Annotated in this window: 21 protein-coding genes and 2 tRNA genes; 10 read left to right on the top strand and 13 right to left on the bottom strand. The window is 40.2% G+C overall.

The features are described 5' to 3' along the window. Positions 1 to 105: 105 nt before the first annotated feature. Positions 106 to 1,176 carry a GGDEF domain-containing protein gene (locus LY624_RS10330; protein ID WP_130150188.1) on the top strand — a complete coding sequence of 357 codons (1,071 nt, stop codon included), beginning with the start codon at positions 106 to 108 and terminating at the stop codon, positions 1,174 to 1,176. Here LY624_RS10330 and LY624_RS10325 read toward each other — a convergent pair. Beyond that, positions 1,173 to 2,153 carry an ion channel gene (locus tag LY624_RS10325; protein WP_130150186.1) on the bottom strand — a complete coding sequence of 327 codons (981 nt, stop codon included), beginning with the start codon at positions 2,151 to 2,153 and terminating at the stop codon, positions 1,173 to 1,175. The two genes, LY624_RS10330 and LY624_RS10325, sit on opposite strands and share 4 nt — an antisense overlap. A 103-nt stretch (positions 2,154 to 2,256) precedes the next feature. Here LY624_RS10325 and LY624_RS10320 point away from each other — a divergent pair, with 103 nt between their 5' ends. Further along, positions 2,257 to 2,943, top strand: a complete 687-nt coding sequence (locus LY624_RS10320; RefSeq protein WP_445936711.1) for a M48 family metallopeptidase — start codon at positions 2,257 to 2,259, stop codon at positions 2,941 to 2,943. A gap of 42 nt (positions 2,944 to 2,985) precedes the next feature. On the opposite strand, the gene LY624_RS10315 is transcribed toward LY624_RS10320, so the two are convergent. Both LY624_RS10315 and LY624_RS10310 read right to left on the bottom strand, forming a co-directional pair. Continuing rightward, a tRNA-Tyr gene (locus tag LY624_RS10315) sits at positions 2,986 to 3,070 on the bottom strand. 48 nt (positions 3,071 to 3,118) lie between these two features. Next, positions 3,119 to 3,203 (bottom strand) — tRNA-Tyr (locus tag LY624_RS10310). A gap of 112 nt (positions 3,204 to 3,315) precedes the next feature. On the opposite strand from LY624_RS10310, the gene LY624_RS10305 reads away from it, so the two are divergent. The 4 genes from LY624_RS10305 to LY624_RS10290 all read left to right on the top strand — a co-directional run bounded on the left by LY624_RS10305 (position 3,316) and on the right by LY624_RS10290 (position 5,818). Beyond that, positions 3,316 to 3,831 (top strand): VC2046/SO_2500 family protein, encoded by a 516-nt coding sequence (locus tag LY624_RS10305; RefSeq protein ID WP_062570015.1) that lies wholly within the window; start codon positions 3,316 to 3,318, stop codon positions 3,829 to 3,831. 161 nt (positions 3,832 to 3,992) lie between these two features. Further along, positions 3,993 to 4,292: a DUF6172 family protein gene (locus tag LY624_RS10300; protein WP_062570016.1), complete on the top strand. Its 300-nt coding sequence runs from the start codon at positions 3,993 to 3,995 to the stop codon at positions 4,290 to 4,292. Positions 4,293 to 4,358: 66 nt separating this feature from the next. Further along, positions 4,359 to 5,000: an alpha/beta hydrolase gene (locus LY624_RS10295; RefSeq protein ID WP_237118298.1), complete on the top strand. Its 642-nt coding sequence runs from the start codon at positions 4,359 to 4,361 to the stop codon at positions 4,998 to 5,000. 2 nt (positions 5,001 to 5,002) lie between these two features. Further along, entirely contained in the window at positions 5,003 to 5,818 is an 816-nt protein-coding gene (locus tag LY624_RS10290) for an alpha/beta hydrolase (RefSeq protein WP_341802923.1), read from the top strand. An 11-nt stretch (positions 5,819 to 5,829) separates the two neighbouring features. Here LY624_RS10290 and LY624_RS10285 read toward each other — a convergent pair whose 3' ends face one another. The 3 genes from LY624_RS10285 to LY624_RS10275 form a co-directional block, all read right to left on the bottom strand. Then, the gene (locus tag LY624_RS10285) at positions 5,830 to 6,309 is read right to left on the bottom strand and encodes a YchJ family protein (protein ID WP_341802922.1); all 480 of its coding nucleotides are present in this window, start codon (positions 6,307 to 6,309) and stop codon (positions 5,830 to 5,832) included. 40 nt (positions 6,310 to 6,349) lie between these two features. Beyond that, the gene (locus LY624_RS10280) at positions 6,350 to 6,787 is read right to left on the bottom strand and encodes a SulA-like leucine-rich domain-containing protein (RefSeq protein WP_341802921.1); all 438 of its coding nucleotides are present in this window, start codon (positions 6,785 to 6,787) and stop codon (positions 6,350 to 6,352) included. Positions 6,788 to 7,088: 301 nt separating this feature from the next. After that, on the bottom strand, positions 7,089 to 9,014 hold the full coding sequence (locus tag LY624_RS10275; protein ID WP_341802920.1) for a S9 family peptidase: 1,926 nt from the start codon (positions 9,012 to 9,014) through the stop codon (positions 7,089 to 7,091). A gap of 149 nt (positions 9,015 to 9,163) precedes the next feature. On the opposite strand from LY624_RS10275, the gene LY624_RS10270 reads away from it, so the two are divergent. Beyond that, positions 9,164 to 9,754 carry an ABC transporter ATP-binding protein gene (locus LY624_RS10270; protein ID WP_341802918.1) on the top strand — a complete coding sequence of 197 codons (591 nt, stop codon included), beginning with the start codon at positions 9,164 to 9,166 and terminating at the stop codon, positions 9,752 to 9,754. Then, complete coding sequence (locus LY624_RS10265) at positions 9,751 to 10,845, top strand: DUF6136 family protein (RefSeq protein WP_341802917.1); 1,095 nt, start codon at positions 9,751 to 9,753, stop codon at positions 10,843 to 10,845. Before LY624_RS10270 ends, LY624_RS10265 begins: the two co-directional genes overlap by 4 nt. Here the strand turns inward: LY624_RS10265 and fadE are convergent. Beyond that, positions 10,842 to 13,298: an acyl-CoA dehydrogenase FadE gene (gene fadE, locus LY624_RS10260; RefSeq protein WP_130150166.1), complete on the bottom strand. Its 2,457-nt coding sequence runs from the start codon at positions 13,296 to 13,298 to the stop codon at positions 10,842 to 10,844. The genes LY624_RS10265 and fadE overlap by 4 nt on opposite strands. A 310-nt stretch (positions 13,299 to 13,608) precedes the next feature. Between fadE and LY624_RS10255 the strand changes: the two genes are divergently transcribed. Then, a complete protein-coding gene (locus LY624_RS10255) occupies positions 13,609 to 14,373 on the top strand; it encodes a class II glutamine amidotransferase (RefSeq protein WP_130150165.1) in 765 nt (254 codons plus the stop codon). 97 nt (positions 14,374 to 14,470) lie between these two features. Here the strand turns inward: LY624_RS10255 and LY624_RS10250 are convergent, their stop codons facing one another. From LY624_RS10250 to cmoA, 5 genes are all read right to left on the bottom strand, one after another. Continuing rightward, on the bottom strand, positions 14,471 to 15,247 hold the full coding sequence (locus tag LY624_RS10250; protein ID WP_445936740.1) for a DUF3108 domain-containing protein: 777 nt from the start codon (positions 15,245 to 15,247) through the stop codon (positions 14,471 to 14,473). After that, positions 15,201 to 15,848: a phosphoribosylglycinamide formyltransferase gene (purN, locus tag LY624_RS10245; RefSeq protein WP_341802916.1), complete on the bottom strand. Its 648-nt coding sequence runs from the start codon at positions 15,846 to 15,848 to the stop codon at positions 15,201 to 15,203. The genes LY624_RS10250 and purN overlap by 47 nt, the downstream gene beginning before the upstream one ends. Continuing rightward, positions 15,848 to 16,900 (bottom strand): phosphoribosylformylglycinamidine cyclo-ligase, encoded by a 1,053-nt coding sequence (purM, locus tag LY624_RS10240; RefSeq protein WP_054551593.1) that lies wholly within the window; start codon positions 16,898 to 16,900, stop codon positions 15,848 to 15,850. The genes purN and purM overlap by 1 nt, the downstream gene beginning before the upstream one ends. 193 nt (positions 16,901 to 17,093) lie before the next feature. Further along, a complete protein-coding gene (gene cmoB, locus LY624_RS10235) occupies positions 17,094 to 18,062 on the bottom strand; it encodes a tRNA 5-methoxyuridine(34)/uridine 5-oxyacetic acid(34) synthase CmoB (RefSeq protein WP_341802915.1) in 969 nt (322 codons plus the stop codon). A 28-nt stretch (positions 18,063 to 18,090) separates the two neighbouring features. After that, positions 18,091 to 18,816 (bottom strand): carboxy-S-adenosyl-L-methionine synthase CmoA, encoded by a 726-nt coding sequence (gene cmoA, locus LY624_RS10230; protein ID WP_193988968.1) that lies wholly within the window; start codon positions 18,814 to 18,816, stop codon positions 18,091 to 18,093. A 118-nt stretch (positions 18,817 to 18,934) separates the two neighbouring features. On the opposite strand from cmoA, the gene LY624_RS10225 reads away from it, so the two are divergent. Further along, positions 18,935 to 19,615, top strand: coding sequence for a DUF3334 family protein (locus LY624_RS10225; protein WP_341802914.1), 681 nt, complete (start codon positions 18,935 to 18,937; stop codon positions 19,613 to 19,615). A gap of 46 nt (positions 19,616 to 19,661) precedes the next feature. Here the strand turns inward: LY624_RS10225 and LY624_RS10220 are convergent, their stop codons facing one another. Beyond that, positions 19,662 to 20,135, bottom strand: a complete 474-nt coding sequence (locus LY624_RS10220) for a hypothetical protein (RefSeq protein ID WP_130150160.1) — start codon at positions 20,133 to 20,135, stop codon at positions 19,662 to 19,664. Positions 20,136 to 20,264 lie beyond the last annotated feature (129 nt).

Here is a 20,264-nt window from a genome sequence, read left to right as displayed (position 1 = left end):
CTAATACAAATCTACATGAATTTAGAGAAAAACCTACTACACAGGTACGTAGGTTTTATTTCATTAGCTATATTTAATTAACAGTTGTGTAGTTATAGGTCCTTTATGCGTAGAACTGAGCAGACATTAGTAGAGCAAATGCACATAAACGATGTTGAAATTCAGCATCGAATGAGCCTTCTTGGTCTTACCTCGCAGAGTCTTAAATCTTTGAGTAATTATAAGGCAGTGATTGAGTCATCAATTGAGAATATGGTGAATGAGTTTTACCAAAAACAAACCGAAGTCGACGAAATATCTTTACTGATTGGTGACGCGGATACACTGACTAGGCTAAGAGATGCGCAGCGGCAATACATCATTGATTTATTTTGTGGTCAGTATGAGAACGAGTATGTAAACAACCGACTGCGTATTGGTATGGTGCATAAACGAATTGGTGTTGAGCCCAAGCTATACCTTTCGGCAGTGTGTACGCTCAAAGAAATAATTTTTAAGGTTTTGCGAACAACAATAACAGATCAAGCTGAGCTTAGCCTAACTTTGCAAACAGTTGATAAATTGATTTACTTTGATACCACGCTGGTTTTCGATACTTATATTGATAGTCTTGTCGGTGAAATAGAAAATGCAAAACGCCGCACTGAGGTTTATGCCAAAGGGCTTGAAGAAAAGGTGGCACAGCGCACACAAGAGCTTGAAAAGTTAGCGAAGTTAGATCCTCTAACCAATCTATATAATCGCAGAGTAATGCAAGAGCTGTTGCAGCGAGACCTCGCCAGAGCCAGACGACATAAATTGCCTTTAACCATTGTGTATTTTGATTTAGATAACTTTAAAGCAGTAAATGATACGCAAGGCCATTTAAAAGGGGATGAAGTATTAAAATATATAGGTCAATATCTTCATGAAAATATTAGAGAAATTGATATTCCATGTCGCTATGGCGGAGATGAGTTTTGTATGATTTTACCTGACTGTGAAATACAAAATGCAATTACCATTTGCGATAAGCTAATAGCATCATTCGAAGCCCGTTACCCAGAACTTCATTTAAGTTTTGGTTTGGTTGCTGCCCCTCTTGATAGCACGGTTGATGCCGAGGAGCTAATTAATCGTGCAGACAAAAAAATGTATGAGGCAAAAAAACATCAAGGCTCGTTTATCGTTCACTAGCGCGTCATTCTTTTTACAAATACCACCACAAACAGCGCAAGAGAGAAACTACCACAAAATGCTTCAATAGCCGCTATCAGTCTTGAAAGGCCAATAGGCGTGATGTCTCCATAGCCTAAGGTGGTAAAGGTAACGACACTAAAATAAATACTATTTAAAAGTGCTGATAAATTTTGTGAAAAGGAGTTATCAAAGTTTAGTTGCAAAACAGTGTTGTCATAGCTCACGCCAAATAAAAAATAACAAATAGCACAACAGATTATCAGTGATAAGCTAAAGCGAATCACATTTTCAGGTTTTTCCCCATACCCACATAACATATCAATAAAGCTGGAGGTAATTTGCTTTGTAGAACCCTTAGGGTACTGTGCATGTCTCATGCGAAGTTCTTTATAAGTAAAGTTACCCGCGAGTTCAAAAAGACCCTGATGTTCCGATGCTTTACGAAGATTTCGATAAATCTCTTCGGATTGTTCAAATAGATCATGTGCTTGACTATGTTGTTTATTTTTTCGCGCTTTAATTGCTTGCGATTCTTGTAATAATTTTTCTCCCAAATCAATATTATCGATGCGGCTATCGTTGAGTTTAACGCCAAGCAAGTTTGTGTCCTTCAAATCACAGTAATGCAGGCTCGCGTTATGCAAATTTGCTTTCATGAGTGAGGCATTGGCAATTTTATTATTGAATAAATGTGCACCAGATAGGTTTGCTCGATAGAAATTGCAGTAAGAGAGATCATAGCCTTCTTCATCATCTTGCTTAATTAAGTTAAGCCCAGATAAGTTAGCTCTTTGTAATTGTAAGCCTTGTAATAACCCACCTTTTTTAGCGTAACGCTCCAATTTCTGCGTTAGTTCAAGCCCAGACTTATCAAATTTATTGTCGTGCCAAAAACAAAAGCCAGATCCCATATCAGTTTCTTGGCACTTTTTTCCTGTGGGAGAGGTATAACTACAACAGGGTTTATCAGGCATAAGAATGAAAACTTATTTGTTAGTCATATTTATAGATTAGCAGGTATTTTACAGGGTAAAATGTAATACCAAGATTTTATGCATTGAATTGGTTTATTTTTTGTTGGATTACACATTAAAACGCAGTAAACGTAGGAAAACAGTAGCGATTAAAGTAGCTCAGCAGCAGCTAACAGTCTACGCGCCTCATTTTGTACCACTAGGTGATATTGAGTCCTGGCTCGTGTCTAAAAAAAACTGGGTACAAGCACAAATTGCTAAGCAAGCTTCACAAGCACAAATGCAGCAGTTTCCATTGGAAACGGGCGTAATAAACTTATTTAACCAACCGTTAGCAATTAAACTTAATAAAGGCAAAAGTAGTCACTGGCAACAAAATGAACGCTCAAGTGAGCTGAGCTTATCAGTGTCATCACGTGTAAAGAATACAGAGAGTAAGTATTTGTCATTACTGGAAGACTTTTTACATCACAAGCTAGAGAGCTACCTTGAAATGCGTATTCATGACTACTGCTTGAAAATGCAGGAGGCATTGCCAGAGCAGTTAAAAGTGCAACATTATAAACGTCGCTGGGGGAGCTGTAATCAACGTCGAGAGTTAACTTTCAACCTACACTTAGCCTGTGCGCCAACGTGGGTAATCGACTATGTAATTGTCCATGAACTTGCGCATTTAAAATATATGAATCACAGTTCTGTATTTTGGCAGCGTGTGAGTCGCTTTTACCCTGATTATAAAAAAGCAAGTCAGTGGTTAAAAGTAAACGGTAGTCAGTTACGCTGGCAATGAGATAATAACAAAATAGATATAAAGAGAAGTCGTATAGAAAAGTGGTGGAGGGAGCTGGATTCGAACCAGCGAAGGCTGAGCCGTCAGATTTACAGTCTGATCCCTTTGGCCGCTCGGGAACCCCTCCACACTAATTGTTATTGCATTTGGCCCCACTTAACTGAGCGTAGAAAAGTGGTGGAGGGAGCTGGATTCGAACCAGCGAAGGCTGAGCCGTCAGATTTACAGTCTGATCCCTTTGGCCGCTCGGGAACCCCTCCAATGCAACGGCGCTGATAATAGCAAACTGATTATTTAAGTAAAGAAAAAAACTAAAGAAAAATGGATTAATGCCGATAACTGGTTAATCTTGAAACTATTCGGCTAAAGTCTATGCAAATTGATGGTTTGTTACTCAATGAGAGTCAACTTGATAATCGTCTTAATAAAAGTGTTCATGAGCAACGCAGTGGAGAATTTGCTTTACTATTGGCAATGCTCTCTCATGATGTGCTCGACTTTAGTCAGTTTCACCTACCAAAATCAGAGTTAGCTAACACCCAAATATCTGAGCAAGCGCTACGTAATGAGTTAGGGGCGGGACCAAAGCAAGCATTAGCACCAGAGCAATTTGACATGCTAATTGGCGAGCAAAATGCATTTCGTCTTCTAAGTGGTGGACTTACAGACATTCGTTTACGTCAATGTTTAAACCCAGAGCCACTGACAATTCGTGATGATAAATGCCATGTGCCATTAAATGTCATTGATAATTGCGAACCTGCTGTTAGAAAGCGTTATTACACTAATAATAGTGTTACAGAGCGACCACAAATGGATGCAGCGGCTTTTTATGATGGCTTAAAAGACGAATCAATTCATCAGCCTTTGTACTTAGCGACAGCTTAAACAATTAATTCCATTGTCATAACTTTCTTGTACGCTACAATAGGTAATATAGGTAAATTTCAGCGTATTATTAAAAACTACAGCTAATTTTAAATGTGCTTGTTATAATGCGACCTAGTGGCTTTATGCCATGACTATTGAATCAAGTTATTAGGACCATAATGAAAAAAACATTCACGCTTAACCATGAGAAAATCAAATATCCTCGTATGGTTGATGCAGCCAAACACGAAGTAAAAAAATACTTAAAACGTGAACGCAACAAAACACTTCCTGAAGGGGCTGATTATTGGGCGTTTGACTGTAAGTTTGGCGAATCTGCAGAAGATGCTCAGGTTGTGCATGTGGCAGAGATCAACAAATGCATTAGCGATATTGAAGCCAAAGGACTTATGACGTTTTATGTTGAAATCTTAGCGCGTCCTGCACAGCGACAATTACAAGAGTTTGACGAAGAGTAAACGTCAAACGAGCGAATCTAAGAGTGGGCCTTATGGCCCATTTTTATTGCCTAGCTATGGATTAGTATGCGCCGTTTTTTATTACTACTCGTTATTTGCGGATGCCAAGTCCAAGCAAATACTATTTATGATGAGCTTCCTAGTAGCTTCAATAGCAATGAGCATTATGTTTTTTATTCTCATGGTTACATCGTCGAAGGTGAGCACACTCGTCCACGTCATCCAAAATATGGCATTTATGATTTTCCTGCAATTAAAAAAGCACTAGCAGATCCAGCCTATAACTTAATTGCATACCACCGAAAAAAAGGCACAGCCCCATTTTTATTTGCTAAAAAGTTAGCTGCTGATGTCGACATTTTATTAAAGGCAGGTGTTCCTGAGTCGCATATTAGTCTGGTCGGTTTTTCACGAGGTGGGGCATTATCGGTACTGGCAGCCAATGAACTTAAACGCACAAATATCAACTTAATAATATTAGCAGGGTGTGCAGGTTTAATTAAAAAGCATCCATCAGTTAGGGCATTCGGTAAGGTTTACTCAATCTTTGAACGTTCAGATCAGGTTGGCTCTTGCCAATTTTTAATTGATAGGAGTGAAGTTACTAAGTTCGAAGAAATAAGCATTAATACAGGACTCTCTCATGGCGCATTTTATGAGCCAAAAGATGAGTGGGTGTTACCCATTAAGAAATGGCTAAAGGATTAACGATGCCTAATATACTTTTTATTTTGATGTTCTGTATTTTTGGGACAAGCTTTACCGCTTGGGCTGAACCCTATACTCTGCCGCGCACTGATACAGTTTTGCTAAAAGATAAACATACAGAAAACGAATACCCCATTACTATCAAACTGCCACGTAGCTATCAAAAACAAAGCCAGAAACGTTACCCTGTGGTTTATCTGTTAGACGCCAATTACAGTTTGCCCATAGCCTCAGGTGCTAGCCGTTTTATGATGAATTCAGGCTCCATTGAGGAAGTAATTCTTGTTGCCGTTGGTTATCAAAAGGGCATATCAGGGCTAAATAGCCGAATTCATGATTACACACCGTTTGTTGATAAGACATGGAAACGTGCTACAGGGGGCGCAAAGCAACATTTAAATTACTTAAAACACACTGTTATTCCTTATATTAACACCCATTATCGAACTGGCACGCAAAAGACACTTGTCGGTAATTCATTAGGGGGCCTGTTTGCTGCTTATACCTTATTTACCGAGCCGACGCTTTTTTCAAGCTATATTATTGGCAGTCCATCAGTGTGGTTTAAAGAAAACTCAATATTAGCTATGGCTGTAAAACCAGCTACCAACACTACAAAAGTTTACATCGCAGTGGGTGAGCTTGAAGAGAGTGAAGGTGAAAAAATGGTTTTTGGTACTAAACAATTAGTAGATAAAATTAATAAGCAAAGTGGCGAACACGTGATGACAAATTTATTTGTTATTCCACATGCCCACCACGCAACGGCTTTCCCTACAACGGCCAGTCAAGGTTTAGATTGGCTATATAAAAAGTGAATAGCCGTGATTTAAATTGCGTGACACTTTTTATATTTTTTGCCGCTACCGCAAGGGCATTCATCATTACGGCCAATTTTAATATCTGCAACGGGCGTTATATCACCATCAAGGTAACGCCATAGGCCATCTTCTTTAATAAAACGCGACTTTTCGTGTAACTCACAATACAAGTTTTGGTAAAAGTAATTTGCTTTAAATTCTACAAAACCTTCTTGCTCGTTATATTCAGTATCTAAAACGTTTAGCTTGGTAAAACGACAGCTATTTGCAAAATCTTTAATTTCGCGAACCGAGTTCGCGGCTTGCTGGCTTTGTGCATAGGTACTAAATACATATTTTGCATCTTTTAGCGCGTAAGCACTAAAACGAGAACGCATAAGTTGTTCTGGCGTATCAGCTTGGCTTGCGCCTGTATGAAAAGGCTGGCAGCAAAGCTCGTAAGTCGATTCGCTGCCACAAGGACAAAGGGGGTATGTGAGTGATGTCATAACAACTTACCTAAAACTATAAATTGTTATTTTAACAAGCCTATTGTGGCTGGGGTACTAAATTGTTTAATTGAGCGCTTTTTGTAAAACAATAAAACTTAGCAGATGCCTGCTCAAGGTTTAAATTCATCGAATCTAGTTGGTGGTTGTTTACAATATCTGTCCATGTGATCACAGCAGCAAAATTACCGTTATGTAATGCTGAGTTAAGTACGTACTCAAGGTTAACTAAATGCTTTTGTCTGATCACAAGTAGTTTGCTGGTATCAATCGAACACGAATCTAATAATGCTTTGCTAGGTACATGATCAGGGGCAATTAATAGTGTCCATGCATTTTGGCTATTGTAATGATGCAATACTTTTAATAACTCAAAGGTTGCTGATATTTCGTCTTCAATTTGAATTAAATTAACAGACGCTTTGTCGTTATCTTGTTGGTAGCTTTTAACTGTTCTTAATGTAATTGGCTGTAACATAACTTTCACTCACTGGTTGTTTATACAGTATGTGTATACAGTAGTTTATACAGTGTTTTTGCGCAAGTACTTTTTTGCTATTTTTTAACCAATAGTTCAGTTTTATTTTAATTAAAAATATTTAGTTGTTATTAAACATGTAGTTATGATTTTCTTTGAAGAGCTAAAAAGGTGAAAAATCTACCACTAAATTCATACAGTATTTCGTACAGTACTGTATGAAATACTAAATTTTGCTTGTATACAGGTATTTTGCATAAAAAAGCCGGTATAAAACCGGCCTTTAACCTTTACTGTTTTACTACTTATCTAAGTAGGTATTTAAAAACTCAAGGTATGCGTTTGAGGCTTTAATACGGTTTTCCTTTTTAGTAAAACCATGGCCTTCATCATCAAATAACACATAGTCGACAGGCACACCATTTGCCTTTACAGCGGCAACAAGTTCATCGCTTTCAACTTGTAAAACCCGTGGGTCGTTAGCACCTTGGATCACCATTAATGGCTTAGTGATGTTTTTAGCATGAAAGAGCGGCGAAATTGCACGGTGACGTTCGCCGTCTGTCGCGGGGTCGCCCATTTCATCATACAGCGCCTTTTTAAAACTCTCCCACCATGGTGGGATCGAGTTTAAGGTTCTAACCCAGTTTGTTACACCAAAGATATTAATGCCTACTTTGAATTCTTCAGGTTCGAAGGCAAGTGCTGCAGCAGTCATGAAACCACCATAACTCCCTCCCATGATGCCAATTTTGTCTGCGTCAACCCAATCTAGGCTTTGCAGGTGTTTTTTACCATAAACGATATCTTGTAAATCGTCAGTGCCATGCTTTTTGTCATCTAAATGAAAGAAGGTTTTACCGTAACCTGAACTGCCACGGTTATTGACTGCAAAAATGGCATAACCATGATTGACTAGATGCTGCTGCATTGCACTATAACCTGTGCGGCTTTGTCCGCCTGGGCCGCCATGCACCCAAACTAAAGCTGGTACTTTGTTGTTGCTGTTAGCTTGCTTAGGCTTATATAAAACCCCAGGGATTTCTAAACCATCAAAACTTTTAAAGCGTACAATTGTGCTTTCAACTAAGTCATTTTGATCAATCGCATCACTTAGTGTGTTGGTTAACTGTTTCGCTTTCGACTCACCGAGTTGCCACACAAATAAGTTGCTTGGCGAGGTATCTGAATTCAAGTAAAACGCCATGGTCTTTTCATCAGCAGAGAAGTTTACACCACGTAAGTTACCAGCCGGTAATGATGGCATAGCAATGCCTTTACCTGTGGTGGTATCGATTATCGACACCTTAGTGCTCGCATCAGCATTAACACCACTTACTTGATAACGACCAGATTTAGAGAAGTAAATAAAGCTCACATCCCATTCATCTTTGAGGGCAGGGCTATGCTCGCCAGTCGTTAAATCATAGCGCCAAATTTCTGCAAACTCACCTTTGGCATCGGTTGAGTAATACAGTGATTTACTGTCTCTTGAGAAGGTTTCAGGACCGTATTTGGCATCGTCGTCATGGCGAGTGATGAGTTCTGGTTTAAGCGTTTTTTTGCGAGTATCAAGAATGAATACATCGCTGTCTTTGTTCGAATTGTTTTTCGATAAAGCAATAAAACGGCCATCAGGGCTGATTGCACCGACATCAAGCCCCATAGTATTTTGATAAACAGGGGTCACTTCATAGCTGTTAGCATCAACGCGATAAAGGTCCATAAACTTAGCATCACGTTGATTGCTTGTTATAAAAAATTGTTTCGCATCTTCAGTGAAGCCTGCAAAACCCGCGCGGGTTTCTTCACCTGGGGTGAGATCTTTAACTGTGCCATCGGTTTCGCGCACATAGATGTGATAACGCTCGTTACCGCCTGAGTCTTTAGTAAATAATACGCGCTCATCGTTAGGGAAATAAGCGACTGCATAAGTACTGTCTTCAAAATCTGTTAAACGGGCTTTCTTGGCGGTTTTAATATCGACTTCGTACAAGCTATAAATACCGCTTTCGTCGCTGCTTATTAGTACTTTGTCGCCCTTCGGTGAAAAACTGCTACCCATAATTGAGGTTGTATCAAAAAAGGTCTCAGCATCATATTGTTTAACTGTTTGGACTTGCTGTTGGTTATTAGTATTAGTTGTTGATTGGTTTGACTGTGAACATCCTGCTAATGCAAGGCTGAGCGCACAAGCAATGGCTGCTAATTGGAAACTCGGTTTCATTGTAATTATTCCTTTTTATTTTTCCGCAATAGAGTCTTACTTGTTCAATTTATAAACGCAAGCCTTCGAGCGTTGATATTTGTTACAAATCATGTAACTAAATGTGGACACCAGTGTGTTAGTATTTTTCCACAATTAAAGGAATAATCATGATAGAAATTAAAGACCTCAATAAGCGTTTCGCTTCGGCTCAAGTTTTTAAAAATTATAATAAGCAGTTCAACGGCAAAAAAACTTGTTTACAAGCAGCTAATGGCAAGGGAAAAACAACATTACTGATGATCATTGCAGGCCTCGAAAATCCACAATCAGGGTATGTTTTGTTCAATAGTGAAACAATTGAATCTGTTCAAAGTTATGTTTCGATTGCCAGTGACCGTATTGCGCTGCCCAATTTTTTAACCGCGCGACAAATTATTGAACTTAGTTGTAAGGCGTTAAAGAAAGAAATGCCAGAGCAACTTATTACCGGATTTAGGTTTGATGAGCACCTCAATACCCGTTTTAGTGCTTTGTCGAGTGGTAATCAAAAGAAGTGCCAACTTATTATTGCTTTTTTAAAGCAAGCCCCATTTTTGTTGTTAGATGAACCGAGTGCAGCATTAGACCAAGAAAGCATTCGATTTTTACTCAAATTGCTTAATAGCTACCTTAATGATAAACCTAATGGGCAGATCATCATAACAAGCCATGAACCGGAGGTATTTTTACAGCACGGTTTTGAGTGTTCATCATTATGATTGACTACTTTGCCAGATACATCTCATTCCTCTCTTTTCGATATCTAGCATATACGACTACCCTTAAAAGTATGCTGTCTCAGCTAAAGAGTTTTAGCTTGCTGTTCGCACTCGTACTGGGTCCTGCATTTCTTGGTTTGGCTTTACTGTTGTTTTTAGGGCTTGGAAAAATAGTTGATAGCCATGCAGCACCTGCTTACGGTGCAAAATTAGCAGTGGTTTATCTTTTACTTGAATCTGTGATGGTATGGGCCATGGCCCCAGCCATTAAAAATGCGCAAAACAGGGCATTTCAGCGCAGTTTATTTAAATCTTCTTGGCGAGTGTGCGTTGACTGCAAATTACTATTTTTAAGTAATGCTTGGCTTATTGCGAGTTTATTAATAGCAATGGATCTATCACTAAAGCAATGGCTACAAGTGCCTCATTTTCTTTTGTTCATGTTGTTGCAATGGTTTTGTGGGGTATTTGTTCTTTATAGGCCACTTGCGCTCTTTTATAGCTTCTTAATAAGTTTTGTATTGGTATTACTGCCTGTAAGTTTTACTTCGCTGCACTACTTTTTGGGTTTTGTTGCTATTTTCTGCTGTTCGACTTTGCTCCCATCTGTAAGAATGAGTCATAAATTGAAAGTGCAATCGTTTGGTTTATTCTGGCTTAGCTACTTTATACAGCACAGTTGGAGCTTAATTTGGCGTGGAGCAGTACTAGTTGCACTGTTGTTAGCTTTATTGCAGCTAATTACAATCCGTAACGACTTTAGTGACCTGATACAAGCTACTGCTTTTTCAGTATGCGTGTTGCTAGCGAGCTCACTGCAGTTTGATTGCATGGCTGTTTTTAATAAATATCGGTTATTTTTTCAAAGTGTCAGCCAAGGCAAGCAGTTTTATATAAGCCACTTTTTACCTAGCCTAGTATTTTTTGTTCTGGCTCTCGTGGTACTTATAAGCATGCTCGGCACTAACATGCTTTTAATAATTATCGGGGCAGTATGGTGTTTATTACAGCAATATTTAGCGCAAAAAAAACCAGCGCATTATGCGCTGGTTTGGTTTGTTATAACAATTGGAATACTGTTTATTGCTTAAGCGGCATCCGCTTTTTTATTGCCTTCGCCACGAGCAACTTTACCAGCAACTAAGTCAGCAGGGTCAAAGTCGTCAACGTTAATAACGTCAAGACGGGCTTTTTCAACTGCGGCTAGTTTGTCGGCTTCTGCTTGGCTTAAAATGCCTGCTTCCAGACCCATTTGCGCTACTTTATCAAGTTGGAAGAAAGGCAGTTTTACACCTTTTTCACGACATACCTTATTAAACAGCGGTTCAACTTCGAGTACGTCTTTAAGCGTTTGCTCTTGACGACCAACAAGATTAAGCGGCTCGTTTTTAAGGTAAATGTAGTTAGCTAAACGGTTACGAGTTTCGCTTGGTACTTGTAATAAGTGAGCAAGTTTGTGCTCAAGCTTATCAGTAGGTTTACGAACAGGACGACCGAATGGGAATAACATGATTTTTAGCATTGCACGAAGTGGTGCAGATGGCATGTTATTGATTAAGTCAGCAAGTGCACGTTGGCAGTGATAAAGGTGATCTTGGCAGCTCCATTGAACAAGCGCAAAATCTTCTTTTTTACGGCCTTCATCGTTGTAACGTTTAAGTGTTGCAGATACAAGGTATAAGTAGCTTAGTAAGTCACCTAAACGTGCAGAGATACGCTCTTTACGCTTCAATGAACCACCAAATACCGCCATGCTGATATCCGACATTAATGCTAATGACGCACTGAAACGAGATGCAATACGGTAGAATTCCGCTGTTTCGTCTTTGTATGGCGTGCTTGTGAAGCGAGCATTAGTAAAGGCTAACCACTTAGTACGAACTAGGTTCGAAATCGTAAAGCCAATGTGGCCCATTAACGCTTTATCGAATACTGACAGTGCTTCTTCACGGTCTTCAATCGCACAAGCACCAAGCTCGGTTAACACGAATGGATGGCAGCGAATCGCACCTTGACCATAGATGATCATGTTACGCGTTAAGATGTTTGCACCTTCTACAGTAATTGCAATTGGCGCACCTTGGTAACCACGACCTAAGTAGTTGTTTGGACCAAGCATAATGCCTTTACCACCGTGAACATCCATGCCGTGAATTGTTGCTTCACGCATTTGCTCAGTTAAGTGATATTTGATAATCGCAGATACAACCGATGGCTTTTCACCAAGGTCAACAGCACCTGTAGACATGCTAACAGCAGCATCAGAGCTGTATGCGTAACCTGCCAGTTTTGCTAATGACTCTTCAACACCTTCCATTTGACCAATAGGTAAACGGAATTGACGACGAATACGGCTGTAAGAACCTGTTGCAAGCGCAATTGTTTTAATGCCACCTGTTGAGTTAGACGGCAATGTGATTGCACGACCAACAGATAAACATTCAACAAGCATACGCCAGCCTTGACCTGCCATTTTCGGGCCACCAATGATGTAATCAAGTGGTACGAAGATGTCTTTACCGCGAGTAGGACCATTCTGGAATGGAACATTTAGCGGGAAATGGCGACGGCCAATTTCTACTCCTGGGGTATCTGTTGGGATAAGCGCACAAGTAATACCAGGTTCTTTGTCTTCACCGAGTAAACCGTCTGGATCTTGTAGTTTAAATGCAAGGCCAAGTACAGTCGCAACAGGGGCAAGAGTAATATAACGCTTGTTCCACGTTAAGCTAATACCAACAACTTCTTCACCGTTCCATTGACCTTTACATACAACACCGTAATCAGGAATTGCACTTGCGTCAGAACCTGCTTCTGGTGATGTTAAAGCAAAACATGGAATTTCTTGACCACTTGCAAGGCGTGGTAAGTAATGATCTTTTTGCTCTTTAGTACCATAGTGCTGAAGTAGCTCACCAGGACCTAACGAGTTAGGTACACCTACGATAGAAGATAGTAACGTTGATTTACTTGTTAGCTTTTGCAGTACACATGATTGTGCATAAGCAGAAAACTCTAAACCGCCGTATTCTTTTTTGATGATCATGGCAAAGAATTTGTTGTCTTTTAGGTATTGCCAAACATCTTGCGGTAAATCAGTTAGTTCGTGTGTTGCGTGCCAGTCATCTAGCATGCTACATACTTCTTCAACTGGACCATCAATAAACGCTTGCTCTTCGATTGTTAATTTCGGAGCAGGGTACTGATGTAATTTGTTCCAGTCAGGACGGCCACAAAATAGATCCGCTTCCCACCATGTAGTACCAGCATCAATGGCTGATTTTTCAGTATCCGACATAGTCGGTGTTACTTTTTTAAACGCAGCAAAGATTGGTTTAATGATGTATTGTTGACGAATGCTAGTCACAGAAAGTGGCACAGCAATAAGTAAGAATAGTAGCCAACTAATTGCGCCAAACGCGCCAGCAAATGTGCCAACAAGTAAAGTCGCAATGGCAATACCTAAACAGGTATTCCAGCTTGATCTGTGGTAACTCGCAACGCTAAGCAGCACGAGTAAACCTAGTAAAAATATGAGAGTCATTGATTATTCCTTAATAGAGGTCAGACCACCTCTTTTAGAGTAGCGCTAGAACAAGCAATTATCAAGAGGGGAACAAGGATAAAACAGTAATTACTGCTGTGTTTGTTTGAACAAGTTGTACATTAAATCAAAGTAAGCTGATTTAAGCGGTTATTTTTGAAATTACCATCATATATTTAATAGTTTACCCATCGAGTTTATAAAAAATTAGGGAGCTAGTTGCTAACAGTGCCACTATGTTTAACAATAGCTGCGAGCAAAGCTGCATTGCGATGCAATTCTTTCATTATGTATATAGGTATAGAGTTTTATGTGTGAGTTGCTTGGCATGTCGGCCAATGTACCAACGGATATTTGTTTCAGTTTTTCAGGGTTATTAGAACGTGGGGGGAATACTGGGCCGCATAAAGATGGTTGGGGTATTACTTTTTATGAAGGGAAGGGCTGTCGCACGTTTAAAGACCCAGAGCCAAGTTGCCAGTCTGAGATTGCCAAGCTTGTGAAAGCTTACCCAATAAAGAGTATTTCGGTGATAAGCCATATTCGTCAGGGGAATCGTGGTCGTGTGTGTCTTGAAAATACCCACCCATTTACTCGTGAGCTATGGGGGCGTGAAATTACTTATGCTCATAATGGTCAACTTTCTAATTATCATGATTTAAAACCTGAGCATTATAGACCGGTTGGAAATACCGACAGTGAATTAGCATTTTGCTGGTTACTTGATAAAGTGCGAGAAAAATACCCAAAACGTCCTTCAAATATGGCATCCGTGTTTCGCTATGTGGCTAAACTTGCGCATACTTTACGTGAAAAGGGCGTGTTTAATATGTTGCTTACTGACGGTGTGTATGTGTTGGCATATTGCACTAATAATCTGCACTGGATCACACGCCGTGCGCCGTTTGGCAAAGCGACATTAATTGATGCTGATATGGTGGTTGATTTTCAAAAAGAAACCACACCGAATGATGTGGTTACTGTCATTGCAACAAGGCCGCTCACTAATGACGAACGCTGGCAAAAAATGGAGCCAGGTGAGTTTGCGTTGTTTAAAATGGGCGAATTAATCTAAGGTAGAAGCGGGTTCACCCGCGACTTTTAAAAGATAATTTACCTAAACGCTGATACCTTAGTGTGATGTAGACGCTTTTCGCGATGTAAAATCGCGACTACTTATCATTAGCTACGGTAACAGGTGTTGTGACAGTGAATGAGTTAAGTTGTACTTCAAACTGTTCGACACCTTTTTCACCTTTCCACATGCGAACCAACATGTAGTCCATTTCAGGGGCAAACCAAGCAAGGGCTTGACGTTTATTGTTGTCGTATAAGCGTTTTACTTTAATTGCATCTATATTACCGATTGGCAATGAAATCATTTCTGTACCAATGACTTCAAAGTCATAATTACGCAGGTTACCTTTTTTATCGACTAAAGGATACGAAAGCTGCGTTTTACCTTGCTTTAATTCTTCGCGAACCTGTACTTGATACGATAAAGAGTCTTGGAAATCATCTGACCAATCGAATTTTAGTGGGTATTTACTTTGGTTACTGTTGACCTGCTTGTGAACAGGATCGAACTTGAGCGTATATTCTTTGTCTGGCCCTGTTCCTGTTCGCTCCATAGCGTAACTAAGAGGTGATATTTTATGATCTTGGTAACTAAATTCGGAGGTTTCTTTTCGTGAATCAGAAAAAATCATCCATTCAATTTCACTATGATAGGTAAGTACATAGTTGCCATCGTTGATTTTTTTTAGTTCACGTACCGCTTTACCATGGGTTTCACCTTTACGAAGTACATCGTATTTGGCTTGGTATTGAGTGAGGTCGCCAGCTAAAACACTGGTAGGAAGTAATAAAGTGCCCACACATGCGAGTAGGGCACTTCGTTTTTTATTCTGGGTAATGTGCGCCGTGTGCAGGAAGTTTCTTTTTGTCAAAAACTGCATAATCTGCTTCCATCTTGAGTCGTTGTTCACTGAACCACTTGACCACCAAAGGATAGATTATATGTTCTTGTTGATGAACACGTTGCGCAAGTGTGTCTGCGGTATCGTTTTCGAGTACCGGCACTTTGGCCTGAAGCACAACGGGACCGCCGTCTAGCTCTTCAGTTACAAAGTGAACACTTACGCCGTGAACCTCATCTTTTGCATCTATTGCTCTTTGATGGGTATTCAGCCCTTGGTACTTAGGCAACAAAGAAGGATGAATGTTCAACATTTTTCCTTTAAATTTTTGCACTAAGCTAGGTGTTAGAATACGCATAAAACCAGCTAATACAACCAGATTTGGTTCAAAACTTTCAATAATGTCCATTAACTCAGCATCATAGGCCTCACGCGAGTCAAAATCTTTATGGCTAAGTACACGTGTTTGTATACCTGCTTTTTTTGCTCGCTCAAGGCCATAGGCGTCGGCTTTATTACTAATTACAGCGGCGATGTCGGCCTTGATTTCACCGCGCGCGCAGGCGTCGATGATGGCTTGAAGGTTTGAACCGCTACCAGAAATTAATACAACAAGACGACAAGGGGTCATTAGTCACGACCACCTAAAATTTCTACTTGTTCTTCGCCTGCTTTTGCATCTTGGATCTCACCGATGTGCCATGCATTTTCGCCAAGATCTTTAAGAATTGTTAAGCTTTGCTCAAGTTTGTCAGCAGGAACAACTAAGACCATACCTACACCGCAGTTGAATGTACGGTACATTTCGTGAGTTGTGATGTTGCCGTTTTCTTGTAACCAGTTGAAAACAACAGGCCATTCCCAGCTATCGCCTTTGATTACTGCTTTTGCAGACTCAGGAAGTACGCGCGGGATGTTTTCCCAGAAACCACCACCCGTGATGTGCGATAACGCGTGAACGTCAACCTGCTTGAATAACTCAAGTAGTTGTTTAACGTAAATGCGAGTTGGCTCTAAAAGGTGATCGCCAAGTGTTTTGCCTTCAAGCTCTGCGCTTGTGTCTGCACCAGATACTTCAAGTACTTTACGAATTAATGAGAAGCCGTTTGAATGAGGACCGCTTGATGCAAGTGCGATTAATTGGTCGCCTGCAGCCACTTTAGTACCGTCGATAATTTTTGATTTTTCTACAACACCCGTACAGAAACCAGCCATGTCGTAGTCTTCGCCGTCATACATACCAGGCATTTCAGCAGTTTCACCGCCGATTAATGCACAGCCAGATAGCTCACAGCCTTTACCAATGCCTGTTACAACATCAGCCGCAGTATCTACGTCTAATTTACCAGTTGCATAGTAGTCAAGGAAAAATAGTGGCTCAGCACCTTGTACGATAAGGTCGTTTACACACATAGCAACAAGGTCAATACCCACTGTGTCGTGCTTTTTAAGATCAATAGCTAAACGTAGTTTTGTACCAACGCCGTCTGTGCCAGCAACCAGTACAGGCTCTTTATAGCCAGTTGGTAGTTCGCAAAGTGCGCCAAAACCACCGATACCGCCCATTACTTCAGGACGTCTGGTTTTTTTAACTACGCCTTTAATACGCTCAACAAGTGCATTACCGGCATCGATATCTACGCCCGCGTCTTTATAGCTAAGAGACTGTTTTTGTTCGCTCACAGGTTTTCCTCAAAAAAGTTGCATGTGGGTTGCTTAGAAACGCGCGTATTTTACAACAATTGCAATGGCGCGGCTAGTTGAAAAATCACTTTAACCGACTTGACAAGGACAGTTGTCCGCTAAAAAAGGAATTAGCTATTGGGTTTTAGGCTCTTGGTTTGTTCAGAGCCTAAAACCGAGAGCCAAATTTGGCTTAAGCTTTCGCGGTTAAAATAGCGCGAAGAGGGGCAGGGTAACCTTCGATGGTTTTGCTGGTGTCATTTGGATCTAAAAAGTCGACCAGTGATTCGTTTTCCATCCACTCGGTTTTACGTTGTTCTTCAAGTGTTGTGATTGCGCAGTCTTTAACTTGTACATCTTTAAAGCCAACACGCTCCATCCATAGTTTTAATGCCGCGGTGCTTGGAATAAACCACACATTACGCATTTTGGCATAACGGTCGGTTGGCACTAAGACTGTATGCTCATCACCTTCAACAACCAGGGTTTCAAGTACCAGCTCACCACCTGGGCGAAGCTGCGCTTTTAACTGCGCTAAAAAGTCGATAGGTGAGCGGCGGTGATATAAAACACCCATCGAAAACACGGTATCGAATGCTTTTAGTTCTGGCAGAGCCTCTACACCTAGCGGCAATAAATGCACGTTTTCATCTTGGTGATAGTGTTTAATCGCTTGGAATTGGCATAAGAATAAATCGGATGGATCAATACCCACCACAAAATTGGCGCCTTCACCGCGCATGCGCCATAAGTGATAACCCGAGCCACAGCCAATATCAAGCACAGTGCGGCCTTTTAACGGTTCGATATGCGGCAGTAAACGATCCCATTTCCAATCACTGCGCCACTCAGTATCAATCTCAATACCGTGCAAGCTAAATGGCCCTTTACGCCATGGCATCATGCGCTTTAATAAATGCGTTAACTGTTTTTGCTGACCTTCAGATAGCTCATCACCGGTGCCAATTTGTACTTTATTCTGAAGATTTACATGGTTGGTGCTTACTTCAGGTAAGTTTTTCAGCACTTTTTGCCATTTAGATAAATCGCCATGGCTGGCTTCTAGTTCCCAGTGCTTTAATTGACCTGGCAAAGTTTCGAGCCAGTGACTAAGCGGGCTTTGTGCAATCGCAGCGTAAAATTGGTTAAACCATTGATACATGAAATACTCTTTTATATCGTTGTGATGATTACTTGATTGCAATCATCGAGCAGAAGTTAAAACATTGATACCACACTTGCGTTTGGCTAAAACCAATTTCACTTAATCGGTTTAAGTGGGTAGATAAATGATCAGGGCGCATGACGTTTTCGATAGCCGTACGCTTTTGGCTGATCTCAAGCTCCGAATAGCCGTTATGACGCTTAAAATCATGGTGTAAATCAATGAGCAAATTATCGCATTGCTCATCTTCACCTTTAATTTTTTCGCTAAGCAACAAAACGCCGCCAGGTTTTAAATTTGCATAAATCTTTTCAAGCACCGCTTGGCGTTTTTCAGGTGGAATAAACTGTAGAGTAAAGTTCATCGCGACCACAGAGGCATTCTCGATGGCTAAATCGTTTATATCACCCAGCGTAACGGTGACCGGCACGTCAGAGCGAAAACCTTGTAAGTGTAATTTACAGCGTTCAACCATCGCTTGTGAGTTATCGACCGCAATGATATTACAGTTATCGGTGCGAATATTACGGCGCATACTTAACGTTACTGCACCAAGTGAACAGCCTAAGTCGTATAGGTTTGAATTGCTTTGCGCGTACTCGCCAGCCAGCTTACCCATGGTGCTTACTATGGTGGCATAGCCTGGCACCGAGCGCTGGATCATATCAGGGAAAACTTCTACTACATGTTGGTCAAAGCTAAAGTCTTTAACCGCTTGCTCAGTGGCATAAATACTGTCTTTTTGCGTCACGTGAACAGTCTCTTTAAAAAATAATACCGCTATTTTAGCATTTTTAACTGGATAGTCAGTGATAAATTCAGTAGCTTGGCTAGAATTATCAATAACAAGTACAAAAAAGAGAAGTTTAATGACTAAAAGCAAAGTGATCAGTACCGAAGATATCTTATCAACTCTGTGTCATTCAGTAACCGGCGTATTGTCATCAGCAAGTGGTAACAATATTAGTTATTCTGCGATGGTGCAAAAAATTACCCGTACCTGTATGCGCCCAGATATTGGCTGTTTTGTATTGTTTGATGGTGGCTTTACAGGCCTAGTTGTTACTAATTTCACAGCGCAAGCAGCCATGGAAATCTACCATGACTATATGCGTAATATGGGGATGCCAGAAGATGAAATTGCGCAAAGCCATTTATCAGATGATGTTGCTAATGTATTAGGTGAGCTGATGAACCAAATTGTGGGCGACTTTACCTCTAAGGTAAGAGAGCAGCTGCATACATCAATCACTCAAAACCAACCTAAAATGATGGCGATTAACAAGCAGGTGCAAATCTCTGTTGATACTACCATGGATAGACCACAAGCTCGCCGTGTAACATTCACTACAGCGAAGCAAAATATTTTCTATCTAGAACTAGCAATGGATAAAACTGAATTTATCAAACTACATGACTTTGATATTTCAGAAGCCGTTGATCCAGATGACATCATCGAAAACGAAGCTAAACAAAAAGCTGAAAAGCAAAAAGCATCATCACAAGCAGACGATGCAGATGATGATTTTATGGCAGAGTTAGGGCTGTAACCCAACGACTTTGGCTTTCAGCCGTCAGGGAAAATAGAGGCGCGGTTTAAACCGCGCTTTTTTGTGCTTTAGAGCAATTGATAACATCTTTGTCTGGGATCCCAATTAACGTAATAGTCTCATCGTCTATTTTTTTGATTTTTGATTTAACTGTCACTGAAGGCCCTCGAGTAAAGCTTTTCACAGACTCTGGTGAAAATAAATTTAGATCATCTTTGATTAGTTTTGTTTTATGGGTATAGGAATCAAAGCTGATCATGATATCACCCTCAAAATCCATTTTTTCTGAGGATTCTACAGAAATAATAGAGGCCACATTAGGGTTTTGTTTGAAGTAAATTTTAAAAAAGCTTCTTGCGTATGAGTTTAAATCTTCGATTGAAGTAGTTATATGGCTATCAACTTCTAGTATTGCATCGTCTGGTAATACTGATTTCATTTTGCAATTCCATTCACCATTAAAAAAACTATAATCTTCAAATGCATTTGCAGTTATACACTTAGAGAGTAATAAAAGCATTATCAAGATCCTATATAACATTCCATTTGTTCCTTTTTGAAAATAATACTTATTGCTTGTTAGCTTCATCTAAATGTCTAACTGCATTGAACTAAAAGCTCGTTTTTAAAGCCTACATTCATCCAATTT

This window comes from Pseudoalteromonas sp. N1230-9, assembly GCF_032716425.1.
In the GTDB taxonomy this organism is placed as follows: Bacteria; Pseudomonadota; Gammaproteobacteria; order Enterobacterales; family Alteromonadaceae; genus Pseudoalteromonas.
Note: the sequence above shows the minus strand (reverse complement) of the source record. Positions and strands in the feature narration are given on the sequence as shown.

Coding starts and splice junctions, on each gene's coding strand:
- LY624_RS10280 (WP_341802921.1), bottom strand. CDS start 6,787: ATGTTACAGCCAATTACATTAAGAACAGTTAAAAGCTACCAACAAGAT.
- LY624_RS10220 (WP_130150160.1), bottom strand. CDS start 20,135: ATGCTTTTATTACTCTCTAAGTGTATAACTGCAAATGCATTTGAAGAT.
- LY624_RS10330 (WP_130150188.1), top strand. CDS start 106: ATGCGTAGAACTGAGCAGACATTAGTAGAGCAAATGCACATAAACGAT.
- fadE (WP_130150166.1), bottom strand. CDS start 13,298: ATGACTCTCATATTTTTACTAGGTTTACTCGTGCTGCTTAGCGTTGCG.
- LY624_RS10275 (WP_341802920.1), bottom strand. CDS start 9,014: ATGAAACCGAGTTTCCAATTAGCAGCCATTGCTTGTGCGCTCAGCCTT.
- LY624_RS10290 (WP_341802923.1), top strand. CDS start 5,003: ATGCCTAATATACTTTTTATTTTGATGTTCTGTATTTTTGGGACAAGC.
- LY624_RS10325 (WP_130150186.1), bottom strand. CDS start 2,153: ATGCCTGATAAACCCTGTTGTAGTTATACCTCTCCCACAGGAAAAAAG.
- purN (WP_341802916.1), bottom strand. CDS start 15,848: ATGACCCCTTGTCGTCTTGTTGTATTAATTTCTGGTAGCGGTTCAAAC.
- LY624_RS10270 (WP_341802918.1), top strand. CDS start 9,164: ATGATAGAAATTAAAGACCTCAATAAGCGTTTCGCTTCGGCTCAAGTT.
- LY624_RS10295 (WP_237118298.1), top strand. CDS start 4,359: ATGCGCCGTTTTTTATTACTACTCGTTATTTGCGGATGCCAAGTCCAA.
- cmoB (WP_341802915.1), bottom strand. CDS start 18,062: ATGTATCAATGGTTTAACCAATTTTACGCTGCGATTGCACAAAGCCCG.
- LY624_RS10265 (WP_341802917.1), top strand. CDS start 9,751: ATGATTGACTACTTTGCCAGATACATCTCATTCCTCTCTTTTCGATAT.
- LY624_RS10305 (WP_062570015.1), top strand. CDS start 3,316: ATGCAAATTGATGGTTTGTTACTCAATGAGAGTCAACTTGATAATCGT.
- LY624_RS10285 (WP_341802922.1), bottom strand. CDS start 6,309: ATGACATCACTCACATACCCCCTTTGTCCTTGTGGCAGCGAATCGACT.
- LY624_RS10225 (WP_341802914.1), top strand. CDS start 18,935: ATGACTAAAAGCAAAGTGATCAGTACCGAAGATATCTTATCAACTCTG.
- LY624_RS10255 (WP_130150165.1), top strand. CDS start 13,609: ATGTGTGAGTTGCTTGGCATGTCGGCCAATGTACCAACGGATATTTGT.
- LY624_RS10300 (WP_062570016.1), top strand. CDS start 3,993: ATGAAAAAAACATTCACGCTTAACCATGAGAAAATCAAATATCCTCGT.